The sequence below is a fragment of the Salinicola peritrichatus genome, from assembly GCF_003206715.1.
Classification (GTDB): Bacteria; Pseudomonadota; Gammaproteobacteria; order Pseudomonadales; family Halomonadaceae; genus Salinicola; species Salinicola peritrichatus.
This window is the reverse complement of record NZ_PZJU01000083.1, coordinates 1-18,130: the sequence shown is the minus strand read 5'-3', so window position 1 is coordinate 18,130 and position 18,130 is coordinate 1. Positions and strand designations below refer to the sequence as shown.

Here is an 18,130-nt window from a genome sequence, read left to right as displayed (position 1 = left end):
GTTGACCACTACAGATAGCCATCCGGGTGGTTATCGCGGTAGCGCCGGTAGAAGTTGGTGATAACCAGGCCAATGCCCAGACCGATCATGGCCTGCCCTATGGCCATGCCGAGGATGAGCCCACAAAAGATGGGAGCCATCTCATCCAAACTCCACATCAGGAGGTGGACCGGGTCATCGATCCGGCTGGGGATTTTTACGGGTTGCATGCTTAGGTTTTGTCTGAAAAGTCGTCGAGCGAAGGTCAGACAAGGCAAAAATCGGTGAAAAGACGGAGTTTACGCGGTGTAAATGAGTACTTTGAGCCGATTTTTAACGCCGTATGGCCGAGCGCAGGCAGTTTTCAGACAAAGCCTAGATTATCTCTCTGAGCTGGAAAGAAGCACGAATGTCATTCGGATCGGCATCAGGGATATTTTCTGCGACAGTCAAGAATGTTATGCGGTCAGGAATGGGAAAGCGTTGTACCAGGATGATGACCATCCCACGCCTTTTGCCACCGATAAAATCGCTCAACGGATTCTGATGTCCATGCGACCGTAATGCTCCCTGCTTTTGGGAGCGGGGCAAATTCATGGCCTGACCACGAGCACGAGCGCTTGTCGAAGGCGCTGCTGAACCGACAGCATCTGGTCACCCGCCCACTGAGCCGGGTCTGTGCTACCGGCGATCATCGGCGGGGCCTGATACTGGGAATCGGCATGGTCGAAGGCGAAGCACTGGAACGTCAGGGCCGACGCCTGGCCGAGGGCATTCGCGAATTCGTCGGGCAACAGCGCTGACCGAACTCGCGATGTCTCTCTTCCCCTCCGCCTTCTTTCCGCGTCAGGCCGTCTCCTCCAGCGCCGAATCGACCACTTGTTCATCGCGGATTCGTCTCTCGGACTCGGGATCGAACACCACCATTCGTGAGACGTCGAACGCGAATCGAGTCCGTTCTCCCGGCCGTAGCGGCGTGCCGGGACGCATTCGCGCGTTGACGCTGGCGTCGCCGAGCGTGGTGACCACGTACAGATCCGCCCCGGTCGGCTCGATCAGATCGACCGGCAGCTCCGCTTCATGAATGTTGCCATCGCGATGGTTGGCGCTGGCCGGATCGGTGATCGCCTCCGGCCGCAATCCCAGGATGACATCGCGCCCACACCAGTCACTCAGCGCTTCACGATCGCGCACGATGGGCAGTGCCAGTGTCGTATCGCCCGTTGCCACCTGTGCCACCAACACACCATCGTGCTCGACGATTCGCGCTTTCACCAGGTTCATCGACGGTGAACCCATGAAACCGGCAACGAACAGGTTGTTGGGGTCATCGTAGACTTCGTGGGGCGTCCCCAGCTGCTGCAACTCACCGACGCGCATGACCGCGATACGAGTTGCCAGCGTCATCGCCTCGACCTGATCGTGCGTCACGTACACGATGGTGGTCTTCAGTCGCTGATGCAGTTGCTTGATCTCGCTACGCATGTCGACCCGCAACTTGGCGTCCAGGTTCGAGAGCGGTTCGTCGAACAGGAAAAGTTGCGGGTCGCGCACCAGCGCCCGCCCCATGGCCACACGTTGGCGCTGCCCGCCGGAAAGCTGACCCGGCTTGCGATCGAGCAGGTTCTCGATCTGCAGCAGCTTCGCGACCCGATCGACCGCCTCGCGCCGCTCCTTGCGAGGCACCTTGCGCATTTCCAGTCCGAAGCCGATGTTGCCCGCCACTGTCATGCTCGGATAGAGGGCGTAGGACTGGAAGACCATCGCGATATCGCGCCGGGAAGGATGTACGTCATTGATACACCGTCCATCGAGCAATAGCTCGCCCTCGCTGATCGAATCCAGCCCGGCGATCATGTTCAAAAGCGTCGACTTGCCACAGCCGGACGGCCCCACCAGTACCAGAAAGTCGCCCTGCTCGATCGCGATGTCGACCCCTTTCAGGACGTGAGTCTCGCCGAAGCGCTTGTGTACGTTGTTGATATGCAGAAAGCTCATGTGATCCTCAGCCCTTGACCGATCCCGACATCAGCCCGCGCAGGAAATACTTGCCCGCGAGGATGTAGACGATGAGTGTCGGCACGGCCGCCACCATCGCCGCTGCCATGTTGACGTTGTAGGCCTTCACCCCGGTGGAGCTATTGACCAGATTGTTGAGCGCCACCGTGATCGGCGCGCTGTCGCCAGAAGCGAACGAGACGCCGAACAGGAAGTCGTTCCAGACGTTAGTGAACTGCCAGATGATCGTGACCACGATGATCGGTACCGACGCCGGCAGCAGTATCCGGAAGAAGATGGTAAAGAAACCGGCGCCATCGAGCTGTGCCGCCCGCACCAGTTCGTCCGGGAAGCTGGCGTAGAAGTTGCGGAAGAACAGCGTGGTGAATCCGATACCGTAGACAATATGAACCAGTACCAGCCCGCCCGTGCTGTTGGCCAGATGCAGAAGCCCCAAAACCCGGGCCATCGGCAACAGGATGATCTGGAACGGAATGAAGCAACTGAACAGTATCAGGCCGAACACGACCTTGTGGCCGCGAAACTTCCACTTGGTCAGCACATAGCCGTTGAAGGCGCCGAGCAGGCCGGAGATCAGTACCGCGGGTACCACGATCTTGATGCTGTTGAAGAAGTAACCGTGGACACCGTTGCATTCGAGGCCGATACAGGCACTTCCCCACGCTTCCCGCCAGGGCGCCAGCGTCCATTCGCCGGGCAGCGCCAGCATGTTGCCCTGATGGATTTCCTCGAGCGTCTTGAACGACGTGGTCAGCATCACATAGAGCGGCATCAGATAGATGACCGCGAAAACCAGCAGAATGGCGTACAGTACGGCACGCGTGGCAGCGCCTCGGCGTGCGGCAGGAGATGCGGCACTCATGATCTGGGCTCCCGAAGCTCGGAGTAGAGATAGGGGATGATCAGCGCTGCGATCACCGCCAGCATGAACACCGCGCTGGCCGCGGCGATGCCCATTTCGTTGCGCGAAAAGGCGTAGGAGTACATGAAGGTCGCCGGCACCGCGGTGGCATTGCCCGGCCCGCCGCCGGTCATCGCCACGATCAGATCGAAGCTCTTGATCGCCAGGTGCGCCAGCACCACGACGGCGCTCAGGAAGACCGGCCGCAACTGCGGGATGATGATGCGCGCGTAGATCTTCCAGGCCGGAGCACCATCGATCTGGGCCGCCTTGATCATCTCGCCATCGATACCGCGCAACCCCGCCAGAAACATCGCCATGACGAAACCGGTCGCCTGCCAGACTGCCGCGATCACGACCGTATAGATCGCCATGTTGGAATCGATCAGCCAGTTGAAGCTGAAACTCTGCCAGCCCAGGTCGTGCATGGTCTTCTCCAATCCCAGGCCGGGATTGAGAAACCACTGCCAGGCGGTACCGGTAACGATGAAGGAGAGCGCCATCGGATAGAGATAGATGGTGCGCAGCACGCCCTCGGCTCGGATGCGCTGGTCGAGCAGGATCGCCAGTATCAGACCCAGCACGATGCAGCTGACGATATAGAGAAGCCCGAAGACCCAGATATTGTGAAGGGCGATGCCCCAGGTCCAGGAGGTCCACAACCGCGACCACTGATGCAACCCGACCCAGGTATAGTCCGGCATCATGCCGGAGTCGCTGAACGAGATGTAGCTCGTCCAGGCGATGAAGCCGTAGACGAAGAACAGGACCAGGACGCAGGATGGCGACAGCACCAGCTTCGGCAGCCAGCGCTGAAGGCGCTCCCGCGCTCCACCGTCCCGATCCGGGGAAGCATTGGACATCGGATCACTCTCGATTCGTGAATGAGAAGCCCCGCCGAGAGGCGGGGCAGATCATCAGGACGTGGCGCTCTGTATCGCCGCGGCCAGCTGCTCGGCGGCGACATCGCTGGGCATGTCGCTGTTGACGAAGGAGGAAATGATGTCGAAGACGGCATTCTTGACGGACGCCGGCGCGGCGTAGCCATGCGCCATGCTGCCCATCAGCGTGTGGTTCTTCGCGGCAGCCTGAACCTGCTCGTAACCGCTCTGGGCACAGGCATCCAGCTTGTCGGCGGAAAGATCCATGCGCGCCGGCACCGAGCCCTTGATCTGGCTGAAGGCGATCTGGAACTCGGGTGAGCCGATGATCTTGGCCATGGTCTGCTGCATCTTCTGCTGTTCGGCGTCATCGGTATCGAACATGATCATCAGATCGCTGTTGAAGGTCACGGCATCCTGCGTGCCTGGCGTCCGGAAGCACATGAAGTCCTTGCCCGGCTCGAGGTTGGCATTGAGGAACTCGCCCTTCGCCCAGTCACCCATGATCTGATAGAGCGCCTTGCCGTTGATGACCATCGCCGTAGCCAGATTCCAGTCGCGGCCGGGAGAGTTGTCGTCTTTGTACTTCAACAGTTCGCGCAGATGATCGAAGGCCTGGGTCATGGTGGCGGAATCGAGCGCCTGCGGGTCGAGATCGATCAATGCCTTGCGATAGAAATCGGCACCGCCAGTCGCGAGGACCACGTTCTCGAACACCGTAGAGTCCTGCCATGGCTGGCCGCCGTAGGCCAGACCGATATAACCCGCGTCCTTGGCCTTTTTCATCGAGGCGATGAAATCGTCCCAGGTCTTGGGCTGCTCGATGCCCAATTCGTCCATCAGCGACTTGTTGGCCCAGACCCAGTTGGTCGAATGGATCTCGAACGGCGCGCCGATCCAATGGCCATCGTACTTGGCGAATTCCTGCAGTGGTTGCGGAAAGACTTCGTTCCAGTTTCCTGCCTTGGCAACCTCGTCGAGCGAACTCAGCGCATCGCGCTGGGCCCAGTCCTGCGCGTCGTAGCCGAGTACCTGCGCTGCCGTCGGCGGATTGCCCGAGGTGATACGCGAGCGCAGCACAGCCATGGCGTTGGTACCGGCACCGCCAGCTACCGGCATGTTCTTCCAGCCGATGCCCTGATCCGACAGGCCATCCTTCAATGCGCCCAGCGCCTTGGCTTCACTACCCGAGGTCCACCAGTTGAGAACCTCGACCTGATTATCCGTTGAAGTATCAGCCGCCATCGTATTCGTGGATAGCGCCAAAGCGAATGGAAGTAGCGCAAATCCCAGACGATTGACGAGGGCCCTATTGTGATTGCTGTGCATCCCTTAATTCCTCTTTTTGTGGGGCAACATCTAGTTCTTTTACGAAACGACCCACCTCATTTGGCGCACCAAGTGGGATAATTAAGACTATTACCTAACTGCGTTTACCTAACAATACAACCATGGACGCACACTCGATCGCTGTGATCCCGGTTCGATAACGCCGCCACGCATGCAATGCGGTTTATGGGTGACTATTGCCTGGTTCTACGTCCTAAGTCGTATCGACTAATGCGCTATATCACGAGGCCCGAACTCCTCGATCTTTCTCTCGCACCCTACCTCTCTCGCCTTGCAACAGCGCACAAAAAAGCGGCCCATCCCGAAGGATGAGCCGCTCTTTGTTGATCAGGCTCGATTGGCCAAAGGAACATTACACGTCCAGATTGGCCACCAGCGCGAAACGCTCGATGAAGTCGCGTCGCGGCTCGACTTCGTCTCCCATCAGCGTGTTGAACATCTGATCGGCGGCGACGGCGTCCTCGATCGAGACACGCAGCATGCGCCGCGACTGCGGGTCCATGGTGGTTTCCCACAGCTGGTCCGGATTCATCTCGCCCAGCCCCTTGTAACGCTGGATGCTGAGTCCACGCTGCGCTTCGAGCATCAGCCACTCGAGCGCGTCGTAGAAATTGGCAATCGGCTTCTGGCGTTCGCCACGGGCGACATAGGCACCCTCGTCGATCAAGCCGTCCAGGGTCTCGCCGAGTCCGGCCAGCGCGCGGTAGTCGGCACTGCGGAAGAAGTCGATGCCCCACACATAATCGGTGGTCACGCCATGGGCGGTCAGCGCCACGCTGGGCATCCACAGGCCGCGTTCGGTATCTTCCTGAAGCTGGAAGGTATAGCGCGGGCCGCCTTCATGGGCGATCAGCGAATCCATCTCCTGCTGCAGCGCCTCGATCCAGTTCTGCATGGTGATGCGATCGCCAAGACTGCCTTCATCGAGCTTGGTGGCATGCACCATCTTGCGCAGGACCGCATTGGGATAGACCCGCGACAGGCGATCGATGCGCTTCATCACGTCGCGATACTGATTGACCAGCGACTCGAGCTGCTCGCCGGCAATGCCCGGTGCGTCGGCATTGACGTAGAGCCGGGCCCCATCCAGCGCGGTGGTGGTGAGGTAGTCGGTCATCGCCTGCTCGTCCTTCAGGTACATTTCCTGCTTGCCGCGCTTGATCTTGTACAGCGGCGGCTGGGCGATGAACACGTGGCCGCGCTCGATCAGCTCCGGCATCTGGCGGAAGAAGAAGGTCAACAGCAGGGTGCGGATGTGCGAACCGTCGACATCGGCGTCGGTCATGATGATGATCGAGTGGTAACGCAGCTTGTCCGGGTTGAACTCCTCGCGCCCGATGCCACAACCCAGCGCGGTGATCAGGGTGCCGACCTCGGCCGAGGAGAGCATCTTGTCGAAACGCGCCTTCTCGACATTGAGGATCTTGCCCTTGAGCGGCAGGATCGCCTGGGTGCGACGGTCACGGCCCTGCTTGGCGCTGCCGCCGGCCGAGTCACCCTCGACCAGATAGAGTTCGGAGAGGCTCGGATCCTTCTCCTGGCAGTCGGCCAGCTTGCCCGGCAGTCCGGCGATATCCAGCGCACCCTTGCGCCGCGTCATGTCTCGCGCCTTGCGCGCGGCTTCGCGGGCACGCGCGGCATCGATCATCTTGTTGACGATCGCCTTGGCCTCGTTGGGATGTTCGATCAGGTAATCCGAGAACTGCCGGCTCAGTTCCTGCTCGACCGCGGTCTTGACCTCGGACGAGACCAGCTTTTCCTTGGTCTGCGAGGAGAACTTGGGGTCCGGCACCTTGACCGAGATGATCGCGGTCAGGCCTTCGCGGGCGTCATCGCCGGAGGTCGCCACCTTGGCCTTCTTCTGGATGTCCTCGGCCTCGATGTAGTTGTTGAGGCTGCGCGTCAACGCGGCGCGGAAACCGGCCATGTGGGTGCCGCCGTCGCGCTGCGGAATGTTGTTGGTGTAGCAGTAGACGTTCTCGGTAAAGGTATCGTTCCACTGCATCGCCACTTCGACCGCAATGCCGTCATCGCGCTGGGTCTCGAAGTGGAACACCGGGTTGAGCGCGGTGCGATTGGTGTTGAGATGGTCGACGAACGCCTTCAAGCCGCCTTCGTAGTGAAACAGCTCTTCCTTGGCATCGCGCTCGTCGATCAGCCGGATCGCCACGCCGGAATTGAGAAACGACAGCTCGCGCAGGCGCTTGGCGAGAATATCGTAATGAAACTCGATATTGGCGAAGGTCTCGGAGGACGGGCGGAAATGGACCCGGGTACCGCTCTTTTCGGTCTGACCGACGACGGCGAGCGGCGCCTGCGGCACGCCGTGACGATAGATCTGCTCGTGGACCTGGCCGGCGCGCCAGATGGTCAGCTTGAGTTCTTCGGAAAGCGCGTTGACCACCGATACGCCGACACCGTGCAGGCCACCGGAAACCTTGTAGGAGTTGTCGTCGAACTTACCGCCGGCGTGCAGCACCGTCATGATCACCTCGGCAGCGGAGACGCCCTCCTCCGAGTGGATGTCGGTGGGAATGCCGCGGCCATTGTCGCTGACGGTCACCGACTCGTCGGTGTGGATGATCACCTGGATCTCGCTGCAGTAGCCGGCCAGCGCTTCGTCGATCGAGTTGTCGACGATTTCGAACACCATGTGGTGCAGCCCGGTGCCGTCATCGGTATCGCCGATGTACATGCCGGGACGCTTGCGCACCGCGTCCAAGCCCTTGAGGACCTTGATGCTCGATGAATCGTAGGCCTGTTCGCTCATTGCTCACTCCATGGTGAAATCATTCCGAATGCAGCCGCCCGTCGGCGAGTCTCGATGCCACGACATCCGTGCGTGGCTGCCAGACGTCGGCCAGCGCCGCATGATCGACGCTGGTGATGAAGACCTGGCAGTCGAGCCGTTCGAGCCACCGGCAGAAGATCCGCCGGTGGTCGCCGTCGAGCTCCGCCGGCAGATCGTCGATCAGGTAGAGGCAGGTGCGTTCGCTCAACTGCTCGAGCAACTGCCCCTGGGCCAGTTTCAGCGCACTGACCACCAGCTTCTGCTGGCCGCGCGAGAGCACCTCGACCGCCGGATGCCGCCCGACCCGGATGCGCAGGTCGGCGCGCTGCGGGCCCTGCTGGGTAAAACCCATCTGGCGATCGGTCTCCCGACCGCTCTCGAACACATCGAGCAGATCCCGCTGGCGATCCCAACCGCGCGAATAGCGCAACGTCAGATCGGGCAGCGGCAGCAACGCCGCCAGGGTCTCTTCGAACACCGGTGCGAAACGCGTCATGTAGGCCTCGCGCAGGCCATCCAGACGCTCGCTCCAGTGGGCCAGTTCCTGCTCCCAGACACGTATCGACTGGAGGTCAATTCTATCATGTCTGAGCAGGGCATTCCGATGTTTCAACGCCCTTCTGACGCGCTTCCAGGCGTCGAGAAACTCCCGCTCGGCGTGGAAAACGCCCCAGTCGAGAAACTCCCGCCGTGCCGCCGGCGTACCCTCGAGCAAGCGGAACGCATCGGGGTTGATCAATTGCAGCGGCAGCGCCTCGGCCAGCTGCGTGATACGCGCGGCACGCTCGCCGTCGACGCGGATATCGAGTTCGGGTGTATCGCGTCGCCGCCGTACGCCGATGGGTAGCGGTGGATCGCCTTCGAGCCGCCCGAACAGCGTGACCTCCTCGCCATCGTGGGCAATCAGCGACTTGAGCTTCTGGGTGCGGAAGGAGCGCGCCATGCCGAGAACGTGAATGCCCTCGAGCAGCGACGTCTTGCCGCTGCCGTTGGCACCGCTGATCAGATTGATGCGCGGCCCGGGCGCCATCTCGAGCGCACCCAGATTGCGCAGGCCGTGGAAACTCAACCGATCGAGCGGCATGGCACTTGACAACTCATGGCAAGAGACGAGAGGAAACGCCCGACCACTCGCCCACCGCGGAAGACGTTGGCGAGCGATGATCAGGCGCGGCAAAAATCGGCGAACCGGCGGAGCTTATGCGGGTATAAGTGAGCAAGGTTCGCCGATTTTTAACAAAGCATGATCGATGCCACGTCCCTGCACTCAAAGGCGCATCGGCATGACGACGTAACGGGCATCCCCACCGCCCGGCTCCTCCATCAGCGCGCTGCTGTTGGCATCCGACAGCGTCATCTGCATGCGATCGGCATCCAGCACGTTGAGCACGTCGATCAGATAGCCGACGTTGAAGCCGATCTCCAGCGCGTCGCCTGAGTATTCGATGCTGACGTTCTCCTCGGCCTCTTCCTGCTCGGGGTTGTTGGCCATCACCTTGAGGTTGTTCTCCTCGAGGTGGAGACGCACGCCGCGATACTTCTCGTTGGAAAGAATCGCGGTACGCGCGAGATTCTGACGCAACTCGTTGCGCTCGGCGATGAAGACCTTGTCGCCACCCTTGGGAATCACGCGGTCGTAGTCGGGGAACTTGCCGTCGACCAGCTTGGAGGTGAAGGTGAACTCGCCGGTATTGGCGCGGATATGGTTGGAACCCAGCATCAACTCCACCGGCTCGTCGCTGCCATCGAGCAGGCGCGCCAGTTCCAGCACCCCCTTGCGCGGGATGATCAGCTTGCGCGCGCCACCGAGTTCGATCTCGGCGCTACGCTCGCATACCGCCAGGCGGTGGCCGTCGGTGGCCACGGTACGCACGATGTGATCGGCCAGCTCGAGCAACATGCCGTTGAGGTAATAGCGCACGTCCTGCTGCGCCATGGCGAACGACGTGGCATCGATCAGGTATTTCAGCGTGCCACGCGGCAGCGACAGCGTAGTGTCGTTCTGTCCATCCTCGATATTGGGGAACTCCGCCACCGGCAGCGTCGACAGCGTGAAGCGCGAGCGGCCGGCACGCAGCACCACGCGGCCGTCTTCCAGCGAGAAACTGATATCGGACTGATCCGGCAACGACTTGCAGATATCCATCAACTTGCGCGCCGGTACCGTGACCGAGCCGGGCTCGTCGACCACTGCCGGCGTGGCACGGCCGATCAGTTCCACCTCGAGATCGGTACCGGTCAGCGACAGCCCGTCATCCTGGACTTCGATTAGTACGTTGGAGAGCACCGGCAACGTCTGGCGGCGCTCGACCACCCCGGCCACCAGGGTCAGCGGGCGCAGCAGGGCTTCGCGAGAGATGGAAAATTTCATTGGGGCTCCGTAGTCGAATCAGTAACCTGGATTGAATCAAGAAATCGGAAAATCAAGAAACCGGTGGATCAATCCTGCCAAACGATCGATCGTTCAAGGCGGTCTAACTGCGCGCCGTCCCATTCTTGCCTCGCCGGACGCCAGTCGCAATCCCTGCCTTGCGGTAATTGAGGTTCAGCGAATCAGCTCGTCAGCAGCCGCAGCAGATTCTTGTAATCCTCGCGAATGTCCGCGCTCTCTTCCTGCAGCGCCACCACCTTGCGGCAGGCGTGCAGCACGGTGGTGTGATCGCGCCCGCCGAAGGCGTCGCCGATCTCGGGCAGGCTGTGGTTGGTCAGCTCCTTGGCCAACGCCATGGCGACCTGACGCGGACGCGCCACCGAACGCGAGCGGCGCTTGGAAAGCAGATCGGCCAGCTTGATCTTGTAGTACTCGGCCACCGTACGCTGGATGTTCTCGATGCCGACCTGCTTGTCCTGCAGCGCCAGCAGATCCTTGAGCGACTCGCGGATGAAATCCTGGGTGATCGGCTTGCCCATGAAGTGGGAGTCGGCGATCACCTTCTTCAGCGCGCCCTCCAGTTCACGCACGTTGGAACGGATCTTCTGGGCGATGAAAAAGGCGGCGTCGTGGGGCAGATCGACCTTGGCCTGGTCCGCCTTCTTCATCAGGATCGCCACTCGGGTTTCCAGCTCCGGCGGCTCGATCGCCACCGTCAGTCCCCAGCCGAAACGTGACTTGAGACGCTCCTCGACGCCGCTGATCTCCTTCGGATAGCGGTCGGAGGTGAGGATCATCTGCTGGCCGCCTTCCAGCAAGGCATTGAAGGTATGGAAGAACTCCTCCTGGGAGCGCTCCTTGCCGGCGAAGAACTGGATGTCGTCGATCAGCAGCGCATCGACGCTGCGATAGAAGCGCTTGAAATCATTGATCGCATTGAGCTGCAGCGCCTTGACCATGTCGGCGACGAAACGCTCGGAGTGCAGATAGACCACCTTGGCGTTGTCGCGCAGACCGGCCAGGTGGTTGCCCACGGCGTGCATCAGGTGGGTCTTGCCCAGACCGACGCCACCGTAGAGAAACAGCGGATTGTAGGCCCCGCCGGGGTTTTCCGAGACCTGGCGCGAGGCGGCGCGGGCCAGCTGGTTCGACTTACCCTCGACGAAGGTTTCGAAGGTAAAGTTGGGATTGAGGCCACTGCCGTGTTTGAGACTGCCTTCGACCTGAACCTGACGTTCGCCGCCGCGCTCGCCTCCCCGTTCGTTGGAGCGTCGACCACTCTCCTCACGTTCACGCGCCTGATCCTGCTGGCGTTCCTCGACCGCCTCGCCCGAACGCGAGGCCGTCTGTACGCTGGGCGCCGCCGGGCGTTGCGGCGACCGGCCGGGCGCCGACACCGGCGCACCCAGATCGCGTGGCGAAACGGCGGCAGCGCGCCGGCTGCCCACGGTCAGCCTCACCTTGGGCGGCTTGCCGCTGGAGCCCACTTCACGCAATAGCTCATTGATGCGCTTGAGGTACTTGTCGCTGACCCAGTCACGCACGAAGCGATTGGGTGCCAGCAGACAAAGCTCATCCGTCTCGCCGTCTTCCGCCTGCAGCGGACGGATCCAAGTGTTGAACTGCTGCGAGCTCAACTCGTCCTGCAGCGAATTGAGACATTGTTGCCAGAGTGCGACCGACACACGACCTCACGAATCTCGAGAGATGAAAAGGAAACGGCCACATTGTAGCGTCGAGTGGATAGGTTATCCACACGAGGTCGGTCGATCGACACGTTGTGGATAAGCTTATGACAAGGCGTTGGCAATCCTGGGAAAAGCTCTGAGGAGATCTACCGCTGGCTGCACCAGCGCAGGCCAAAAATTTTTCCTGCCACTGACTTTTGCACCACTCTTGAGCATCTTTCCCACAGCCCTGAAAAAATTTTATCTCTCTGATTTAAAATGGATAAATTGGCTTATTCACAATCCTTATCCCCACCTTTAACCACATGGTGTTATTGACAACCCGTGGCAGCCGGGGGCCACCAGGGCGACCGCTGCGGGAAACCTATCGAGGCGAGAGCGGCAGCCGGCGCGAAGCGAAATTCACGATACATCCGCCGGCCTCGGTATTTTTCGCCCACAATGGGGTGTGGATAATTCAGAGAAAAATTGCACCTGACCCGCGGATTCACTAGAATTCCCGCTCTTGAGCCGAGTGAGCCCGGTTTCGTTGAGCGTGTCGGGCATCCCGTTTCGAACCAATTTCCCTTGCTACTTCAATAGCTTAACCACTCAACCAATTGGGAATCAGCAGCCATGAAACGTACTTTCCAGCCGAGCGTTCTGAAGCGCAAGCGCGTCCACGGTTTCCGCGCCCGCATGGCGACCAAGAACGGCCGTCAGGTCCTCTCCCGTCGTCGCGCCAAGGGCCGCAAGCGTCTCAGCGCCTGATCGGACATCGGGTGTCCGATCAGGGTTTCCCCCGGCAACTGCGGTTACTGAATGCCGGGGATTACAAGCACGTTTTCGACCACGCTCCCTACAAGGTCCACGGTAAAGGAATGCTGGCGTTGGCACGCCCCAACACACTGGGCCATCCACGGATCGGGTTGATATTCAGCAAGAAGAACGTGCGTCGTGCCGTCGATCGCAATCGCCTCAAACGCCTCGTGCGCGAATCCATTCGTCAGCAACAGCACCGTTTACCGGCAGTGGATATCGTCTTGCTCGCTCGGCGGGGCGTACATGAGTTGGACAACGCCAGCGTCTTCCGCCAGCTCAACGGCATGTGGCGACGTCTGGAAAAGTCCGCCCGCCAAACGCGGCACGACTCATCGTCGTCGACCTGATCGGACATCCCTGCGCTGCAGGCCGGGGGAGTCCCGGCGTTCGTCGCCGGATGACCGCCGATGCCCGGCGCCCACCGAACCATTCCCTTACCGGGCAGACCTTTTATGGACTTGAAACGACTCCTTTTCGTGATTCCGCTGGCCGTGCTCGCCTACCTGCTGATCATGCAGTGGAATCAGGACTACGGCCAGACCGCCGTCGAGACCCAGGCGCCCTCCTTCAGCGACAGCGCCGGTAACGATGCGAGTGACCCAAGCGCCGACGATCAGGGCCTGGCGGCCCCCGCGAATCAGGCCAAGTCATCGGCCGACGGCGACAGCCCGGCCATGGCCGACGCAGGCGCCGCCGACAACCGGCGCAGCCTGATCAAGGTCACCACCGATGTACTCGACGTGCGCATCGACCCGCGCGGCGGCGACATCGTCTACGCGGCCCTGCCCCAGCACAAGATGAGCCGCGACGCCGAGCGTCCCTTCGTGCTGCTCTCTGACGGCAAGACCCGCAGTTACGTCGCCAAGTCGGGGCTCCAGCTCGAGGGTCATCAGGGACGGATCGTCTTCGAGCCCGACAAGACCCGCTATACCCTTGGCCAGGATCAGAAATCGCTGACCGTCGACCTGCATGCCACCGTCAACGGCGTCGATGTGATCAAGCGTCTGGTCTTCAACCGCGACAGCTACGCCGTCAAGGTCAGCTATCACCTGGCCAACCGGAGCGAGACCCCGGTCACCGCCCGCTTCATCGGCCAACTGGCCCGCGACAACAGCCCCGATCCCTCCACCGGGGGAGGCGTGGGCATGAGCTCGTACCTGGGCGCCGCCTACTCCTCGCCCGACAATCACTACGAGAAGATCGACTTCGAGACGATCCAGAACGGTCAGTTCAACAACCGTGATGTCCAGGGCGGCTGGGTCGCGATCATCCAGCACTACTTCACCTCGGCCTGGGTTCCCGACCAGGATCAGCAGAATCTCTACTACGCCACGACCGATTCCCGGGACCGCAACGTGGTGGCCTTTGCCGGCCCTAGCGAGACCGTCGCTCCAGGCGGCGAGACGACGCTCGATGCCACCCTGTACATGGGGCCCAAGGTCCAGGAACGCCTCGCCGCGGTGGCCCCGAACCTGGAGCTCACCGTCGATTTCGGCTGGCTGTGGTTCCTCGCCAACCCGCTGTTCTGGCTGCTCGACAAGATCCACAGCGTGATCGGCAACTGGGGCTGGTCGATCGTGCTGCTGACGATCACCGTCAAGATCATCCTCTTCCCGCTCTCGGCCAAGGCCTACAAGTCGATGGCCCGGATGCGCAAGATGGGCCCCGAAATGCAGCGGCTCAAGGAACAATACGGCAACGATCGCCAGAAGATGTCGCAGGAGATGATGAAGTTCTACCAGAAGGAGAAGATCAATCCTCTGGGAGGCTGCCTGCCGATGGTGATCCAGATGCCGGTGTTCATCGCGCTCTACTGGATGCTGATGGAATCCGTCGAACTGCGCCATGCGCCGTTCATGCTGTGGATCCAGGATCTGTCGGCCAAGGATCCCTACTTCATCCTGCCGATCATCATGGGCGGCACCATGCTGCTGCAGCAGCTCCTGAACCCGACTCCGCCGGACCCGATGCAGGCGAAGATCATGAAGATGCTGCCCATCGTCTTCACCTTCTTCTTCCTGTGGTTCCCGGCCGGCCTGGTGATCTACTGGATCGTCAACAACAGCATTTCGATCCTGCAGCAGTGGTTCATCACCAACAAGGTGCTCAAGGATGACGCAGGGGGCGGCAAGGCGGTCAAGGCCAAGGGCTGATCCCGCCAGTCGATCCTGCTTCTCCCCAGACCCCCGCGCCGCGGGGGTCTGGCGTTTTAGACCATGCCCCCGGACAATATCCGGCGATTGTCATCCCTTCCTTCACACGCCGACGGAGATCGCGATGAACGCACCGCTCTACCGCCAGGACACCATCGCAGCACTGGCTACGCCGCCGGGGCGCGGTGGTGTCGGCATCGTGCGTGTCTCCGGGCCGTCAGCGGCGAGCCTGGCAGAAACCATACTCGGTCACCAGCCGACGCCGCGTTATGCCCATTACGGCCCTTTCCATGGCGCCAGTGGGGTGATCGATGAGGGCATCGCGCTCTACTTTCCGGGCCCCCACTCGTTCACCGGCGAGGACGTGCTGGAGCTCCAGGGCCATGGCGGCCCGGTATTGATGGACATGCTGCTGGAGCGCTGCGTGCAGTTGGGCGCGCGCCTCGCCCGCCCCGGCGAGTTTTCCGAGCGCGCCTTTCTCAACGACAAGCTCGACCTGGCCCAGGCCGAGGCGATCGCCGACCTGATCGACGCCAGCTCCCGCGCCGCCGCCGAAAACGCCCTGCGTTCGCTGCAGGGCGAATTCTCGCAGCGCGTCTCGCGGCTGGTCAGCGAGCTGATCGAGCTGCGGCTCTACGTCGAGGCGGCGATCGATTTTCCCGAGGAAGAGATCGACTTTCTTGCCGATGGCGTGGTCGCGGCCAAGCTGGCCACGTTGCGACAGACGCTGGAAAGCGTGCGCGCCAGCGCCAACCAGGGTGCGCTGATGCGCGAGGGCATGAGCGTGGTGATCGCCGGACGCCCCAATGCCGGCAAATCGAGCCTGCTCAACCGCCTGACCGAGCGCGACAGTGCCATCGTCACCGAGATCGAGGGCACCACCCGCGACGTATTGCGCGAACACATCCACCTCGACGGCATGCCGCTGCACGTGATCGATACCGCCGGGCTGCGCGATACCCCGGACGCCGTCGAGCAGATCGGCGTCCAGCGCGCCTGGGCGGAGATAGAGAAGGCAGATCGCGTGTTGCTGCTGGTCGACAGCAGAGAGACGGACTCGCTCGACCCGGTGAAGATCTGGCCGGAGTTCATCGAGCGCCTGCCCGATCCCGGCCGGCTGACGCTGGTGCGCAACAAGATCGACCAAAGCGGCGAGAGCAATGTCGCCGAACTATCCACAACCCCGCCGGTGATTCGCATCTCGGCCCGGACCGGAGCGGGTGTGGATAACCTGAAGGAGCATCTGAAAGCGGTGATGGGCTTCGACGCCACCACCGAGGGACGATTTTCCGCCCGCCGCCGCCACCTCGATGCTCTCGAGCGCGCCGCCCGGGCGCTCGCCAATGGCACGGCACAACTCGAAGGCGCCGCCGCCGGCGAACTGCTCGCCGAGGATCTGCGTGACGCCCAGAACGCGCTCAACGAGATCACCGGCGAATTCACCGCCGACGACCTGTTGGGCGAGATCTTCGGCAGTTTCTGCATCGGGAAGTGAAACGGCCAAAAAGATCGAAAAGCATCCAATCAAATACAAATAATCCATTGTTTTATAAAGAAATTTATTCTATTTCTTTGCAGGCAATTTGATCCGTTTTGCCCCCTCTTGCTCCGTGTGTGCTCCGAGTATAAGTTTTCGGAGCACTCGGAGCACAAAAGGAGCAAAACATGAAAATCACTATCCAGAAACGCGAACCAGACAAGAACGGCCACCGTGCCTTGCGACTGGTCTACTATCACGGTTCCAAGACGGGTCAGAACGGTTCTCGGGCGCAGAAGCGCTCATATGAGCCCCTGAACCTGTTCCTCTACGACAAACCCCGCCTTCCGGCGGAGCGTGAGCACAACAAGACCGTGAATCAGAAGGCTGAGGCCATACGGGCAAAGCGGCTGTTGGAAATCGAGTCGTCACGACATGGATTGGACGATCGGACCAAGCTGTCTGCCAGCTTCTTCGATTACTTCGACCAACTCACCGACGAGAAGGCTTCCGGAAGCAAATCCAACCATTCGATCTGGATCTCCACCCGTCATCACCTGCACCGTTACCATGGCTTGTCTGAACTTACCTTTGAGCAAGTCGATAAACGATTTCTGGAGGGGTTCCGGCATTACCTTCAGCATGAAGCCACTACCAAATCGGGTACCAAACTGGCCAAGAACACGACCAGCAGTTACTTCAACAAGGTTCGGGCAGCGCTCAACCAGGCCTATCGGGACGGCATTGTCCGCGACAACCCGGTTCAACAGGTTAAGTCCATCAAGCCGGAAAACACGAAACGGACTTACCTGACCTTGGAAGAGGTCCGGGCTCTGACCAAAGCCGAATGCCGGTATGACGTGCTGAGGCGGGCTTTCCTGTTTTCCTGCACTACTGGCCTTCGCTGGTCAGATATCCACAAGCTGGTCTGGGGTGAGATAGAGGAATTCGCCGATGGCCACTACCGCATCATTTTTCGGCAGAAGAAGCTGATGAACGCGGGGAACTCACTGCAATACCTGGATCTTCCAGACTCAGCGGTGAGATTGTTGAACCTGGAGAGTCGCGGTAAGCCAGGTGATAGGGTATTCAAGGGTCTGAAGTACGACTCCTACACCAACGTTGCATTAGCGCAGTGGGTCATGCGGGCAGGAATCACCAAGAACGTCACTTTCCATGCCGGACGGCACACCTTTGCGGTCAATCAACTGGCCAGGGGTGTGGATATCTACTCGTTGTCCCGGCTTTTGGGCCACAGCGAGCTCAGAACCACGGAGATCTACGCGGACATACTCGAAACTCGCCGTACAGAGGCCATGAGGAGTTTTCCTGACATATTTGAGGAGACACTGGACGAGGTTGGGGAATGTGCAGCCTAAGTGACGAGAGGGGCTTTCACAGCCCCTCTTTAAACCTGCCCCACATCATAAACTCCGTCGTCCTGGTCTTCGATGGCTCACCAGGTGCTGAGCAGCCGCCTTTTCGATTTCGTCCGCTGTCGCGATCCGGTTGGACTGGAGCCACTTCAGGATATCTGCGCGGCGAAAGAAAATCCGGTGACCATTTGGCTTGAAGTGTGGGATCTTCTTTTGGGAGGTTAGCTGGTACAGGGTACTTTTCTTCAGCCCCGTATATTCCGCACAGCCTTCAAGACTCATGATCTCCTTGTCGGCCTCCGAGGCCTTGCTGCCACTGTAGTGGTCAAGTGTAGTGGCACAG

Annotated in this window: 17 protein-coding genes; 7 read left to right on the top strand and 10 right to left on the bottom strand. The window is 60.7% G+C overall.

Translation table 11 applies throughout. The features are described from left to right. Window positions 1-8: 8 nt before the first annotated feature. A complete protein-coding gene (gene traL / locus DOM57_RS21070; RefSeq protein WP_110651649.1) occupies window positions 9-209 on the bottom strand; it encodes a type IV conjugative transfer system protein TraL in 201 nt (66 codons plus the stop codon). 82 nt (window positions 210-291) lie between these two features. Between traL and DOM57_RS22795 the strand changes: the two genes are divergently transcribed. Next, entirely contained in the window at window positions 292-543 is a 252-nt protein-coding gene (locus DOM57_RS22795; RefSeq protein WP_420820246.1) for an SGNH hydrolase domain-containing protein, read from the top strand. A gap of 56 nt (window positions 544-599) precedes the next feature. After that, window positions 600-782 carry a hypothetical protein gene (locus tag DOM57_RS21065; protein WP_110651647.1) on the top strand — a complete coding sequence of 61 codons (183 nt, stop codon included), beginning with the start codon at window positions 600-602 and terminating at the stop codon, window positions 780-782. A gap of 43 nt (window positions 783-825) precedes the next feature. Here the strand turns inward: DOM57_RS21065 and DOM57_RS21060 are convergent, their stop codons facing one another. The 8 genes from DOM57_RS21060 to dnaA all read right to left on the bottom strand — a co-directional run bounded on the left by DOM57_RS21060 (window position 826) and on the right by dnaA (window position 11,977). Next, the gene (locus DOM57_RS21060) at window positions 826-1,977 is read right to left on the bottom strand and encodes an ABC transporter ATP-binding protein (protein ID WP_110651644.1); all 1,152 of its coding nucleotides are present in this window, start codon (window positions 1,975-1,977) and stop codon (window positions 826-828) included. 7 nt (window positions 1,978-1,984) lie between these two features. Then, window positions 1,985-2,860, bottom strand: a complete 876-nt coding sequence (locus DOM57_RS21055; protein ID WP_110651642.1) for a carbohydrate ABC transporter permease — start codon at window positions 2,858-2,860, stop codon at window positions 1,985-1,987. Continuing rightward, window positions 2,857-3,762 (bottom strand): carbohydrate ABC transporter permease, encoded by a 906-nt coding sequence (locus DOM57_RS21050; protein ID WP_071232447.1) that lies wholly within the window; start codon window positions 3,760-3,762, stop codon window positions 2,857-2,859. Before DOM57_RS21050 ends, DOM57_RS21055 begins: the two co-directional genes overlap by 4 nt. A gap of 54 nt (window positions 3,763-3,816) precedes the next feature. Further along, window positions 3,817-5,025 carry an ABC transporter substrate-binding protein gene (locus DOM57_RS21045; RefSeq protein ID WP_110635020.1) on the bottom strand — a complete coding sequence of 403 codons (1,209 nt, stop codon included), beginning with the start codon at window positions 5,023-5,025 and terminating at the stop codon, window positions 3,817-3,819. Between the two features lie 457 nt (window positions 5,026-5,482). Beyond that, on the bottom strand, window positions 5,483-7,900 hold the full coding sequence (gene gyrB, locus DOM57_RS21040) for a DNA topoisomerase (ATP-hydrolyzing) subunit B (protein ID WP_110651640.1): 2,418 nt from the start codon (window positions 7,898-7,900) through the stop codon (window positions 5,483-5,485). Window positions 7,901-7,919: 19 nt separating this feature from the next. Beyond that, a complete protein-coding gene (recF, locus tag DOM57_RS21035; RefSeq protein ID WP_110651638.1) occupies window positions 7,920-9,005 on the bottom strand; it encodes a DNA replication/repair protein RecF in 1,086 nt (361 codons plus the stop codon). A gap of 183 nt (window positions 9,006-9,188) precedes the next feature. Next, the gene (gene dnaN, locus DOM57_RS21030; protein ID WP_110651636.1) at window positions 9,189-10,292 is read right to left on the bottom strand and encodes a DNA polymerase III subunit beta; all 1,104 of its coding nucleotides are present in this window, start codon (window positions 10,290-10,292) and stop codon (window positions 9,189-9,191) included. Window positions 10,293-10,474: 182 nt separating this feature from the next. Continuing rightward, window positions 10,475-11,977: a chromosomal replication initiator protein DnaA gene (gene dnaA / locus DOM57_RS21025; RefSeq protein WP_110651634.1), complete on the bottom strand. Its 1,503-nt coding sequence runs from the start codon at window positions 11,975-11,977 to the stop codon at window positions 10,475-10,477. Between the two features lie 618 nt (window positions 11,978-12,595). Between dnaA and rpmH the strand changes: the two genes are divergently transcribed. The 5 genes from rpmH (at window position 12,596) to DOM57_RS21000 (ending at window position 17,790) form a co-directional block, all read left to right on the top strand. Continuing rightward, window positions 12,596-12,730: a 50S ribosomal protein L34 gene (rpmH, locus tag DOM57_RS21020; RefSeq protein ID WP_110651632.1), complete on the top strand. Its 135-nt coding sequence runs from the start codon at window positions 12,596-12,598 to the stop codon at window positions 12,728-12,730. 11 nt (window positions 12,731-12,741) lie between these two features. Next, window positions 12,742-13,128 carry a ribonuclease P protein component gene (rnpA, locus tag DOM57_RS21015; RefSeq protein ID WP_110651630.1) on the top strand — a complete coding sequence of 129 codons (387 nt, stop codon included), beginning with the start codon at window positions 12,742-12,744 and terminating at the stop codon, window positions 13,126-13,128. A 105-nt stretch (window positions 13,129-13,233) separates the two neighbouring features. Next, complete coding sequence (yidC, locus tag DOM57_RS21010; RefSeq protein WP_110651628.1) at window positions 13,234-14,934, top strand: membrane protein insertase YidC; 1,701 nt, start codon at window positions 13,234-13,236, stop codon at window positions 14,932-14,934. A 124-nt stretch (window positions 14,935-15,058) separates the two neighbouring features. After that, the gene (mnmE, locus tag DOM57_RS21005; RefSeq protein ID WP_110651626.1) at window positions 15,059-16,429 is read left to right on the top strand and encodes a tRNA uridine-5-carboxymethylaminomethyl(34) synthesis GTPase MnmE; all 1,371 of its coding nucleotides are present in this window, start codon (window positions 15,059-15,061) and stop codon (window positions 16,427-16,429) included. Window positions 16,430-16,599: 170 nt separating this feature from the next. Then, window positions 16,600-17,790 (top strand): site-specific integrase, encoded by a 1,191-nt coding sequence (locus DOM57_RS21000; RefSeq protein WP_110651624.1) that lies wholly within the window; start codon window positions 16,600-16,602, stop codon window positions 17,788-17,790. A gap of 45 nt (window positions 17,791-17,835) precedes the next feature. On the opposite strand, the gene DOM57_RS20995 is transcribed toward DOM57_RS21000, so the two are convergent. Further along, window positions 17,836-18,130, bottom strand: a 295-nt coding sequence (locus tag DOM57_RS20995) for a helix-turn-helix transcriptional regulator (protein WP_110651622.1), incomplete at its 5' end; no start/stop codon positions are given.